Origin of the sequence: Wolbachia endosymbiont of Drosophila incompta (genome assembly GCF_001758565.1) — a bacterium.
Lineage (GTDB): Bacteria > Pseudomonadota > Alphaproteobacteria > Rickettsiales > Anaplasmataceae > Wolbachia > Wolbachia pipientis.
The window spans coordinates 795,842-797,535 of the sequence record NZ_CP011148.1; the positions used below are offsets into that span (position 1 = coordinate 795,842).

Consider the following 1,694-nt stretch of genomic DNA (forward strand, 5'->3'; position numbering starts at 1 on the left):
GATGGCCATTAGCAATATCTGAATTTGGTAGATTTTGCATCGTTTTATTCAAATCAAAACTATCTTCTGGTTGGTTTTGTTGAGTTCCAACAGAATTTGAATTTTTTTCATTATGTAACATTTTAAACCTCACTATTAATTAAATATATTATAATTGTATTCCTTGATTCTTAAGTTAGTGTTAAATTGATTGCCAGTATTTATTTGTCTTCAAATAATTTCGCTTGACGTGTTTTGTGGTAACATAGAAAATTAGGTCAAGAAGCTGCAGCATTTATGAAGTATAGAAAAAGAACACTCATCTTTTTGGCTGTTATAACTTTAATAATAATAGCTTTACTATTTAGGTATAATTCCCATTTTCACAAAGACGTAGTGCACTTAAAGAGTGACAACAAAGAATTCAAAAAAAAGCCAGAAAATTCCATAGAGTCGACCATATTACATAGAGAAAAGGAAGTGTACGATCATGTTTTCCATCCTGATGATTAATTTGTAAATAAAATAGCAATTTATGTTTGCATTTTCTTATTAAAGAAGTAATATTAGCGTATTAATTATAGAATCAATCATTATGTTTGATGATAATAATCCTTGGAATCTGGGAAAGAAACCGGTAGGGAACAAAACTCCTAATAATGAAGATATTTTAAGTAAAGCTGTATCTGATATAAGGTTCTTTCTTAATGGATTAACCAGAAACAGGGGCAAAAAACCTTATTTCATCATTTTCATTATTTTGCTGTTCTATGCTTGCACTGGCTTTTATATTGTCCATCCTAGTGAAGAAAGTATAGAACTTACCTTTGGTAAATATTCTAATACAGAAACACCTGGTTTGCGTTATCACTTCCCCTACCCTATTGGCAAGGTTTTTAAAGTGAACGTTAAGGAAGTAAATCGTGAAGAAATTGGGGTAAGTAGTTCTTATGGGCGAGATACAGATCGCGGTGAAGGCGTGATGCTAACTGGAGATGAAAATATAGTCAACGTTAACTTCGAGGTTCAGTGGCGCGTTAGAGATGCTAAGGACTATTTATTCAAAGTGCGGGATTACAAACCCGGTTTCAGTGTTAAAAATGCTGCTGAAAGTGCCATGAGAGAAATAATAGGTAAAAATACGATCTCTTTTGCACTTGGTCAAGGCAGACCAGAAATTTCTAGAGATACTAGAATTCTATTGCAGCAGATTCTTGATGGATACCAAATGGGTATAGAGATTTTATCTGTTCAAATGAAAAAAATTGATCCACCAGAAAAAGTAATCAGTTCGTTTAGAGATGTACAAAGTGCTCGTGCAGACAAAGAGCGTACTATAAACGAAGCATATGCTTATAATAATGATATTATACCTCGAGCAAAGGGTGAAGCGATAAAGATAAAATTAGATGCACAAGCATATGAAAATGAAATAATAAATGAAGCAAAAGGTAATGCAAATCGCTTTTTATCTCTTTATGAGGAATATAGACAGAATCCTTCTCTCGTTAAGAATCGTATTTATCTTGAAACTATGGAAAATATTTTCAGTAAGGTAGACAAAGTTGTTGTAACTGATGATCTGAAAGGTATGTTTTCTTATTTACCTCTTACAAATTTAGGAAAATAACCATGAGTAGTAATATTAAAATTGTTTTTGTTTCTGTATTTGTTGTTTTATTGATTGTTTTATTTAATTCAATATTTGTTGTGCG

Annotated in this window: 1 protein-coding gene; it reads left to right on the top strand. The window is 31.6% G+C overall.

What is annotated here, in order from left to right; all coding sequences use genetic code 11:
- Window positions 1–574: 574 nt before the first annotated feature.
- Window positions 575–1,609, top strand: a complete 1,035-nt coding sequence (gene hflK, locus WG67_RS03555) for an FtsH protease activity modulator HflK (protein WP_010962866.1) — start codon at window positions 575–577, stop codon at window positions 1,607–1,609.
- The last annotated feature ends 85 nt before the right edge of the window (window positions 1,610–1,694 follow it).

Excerpts from the sequence above, each read along its gene's own strand:
- hflK (WP_010962866.1), top strand. The coding sequence starts at position 575 with ATGTTTGATGATAATAATCCTTGGAATCTGGGAAAGAAACCGGTAGGG.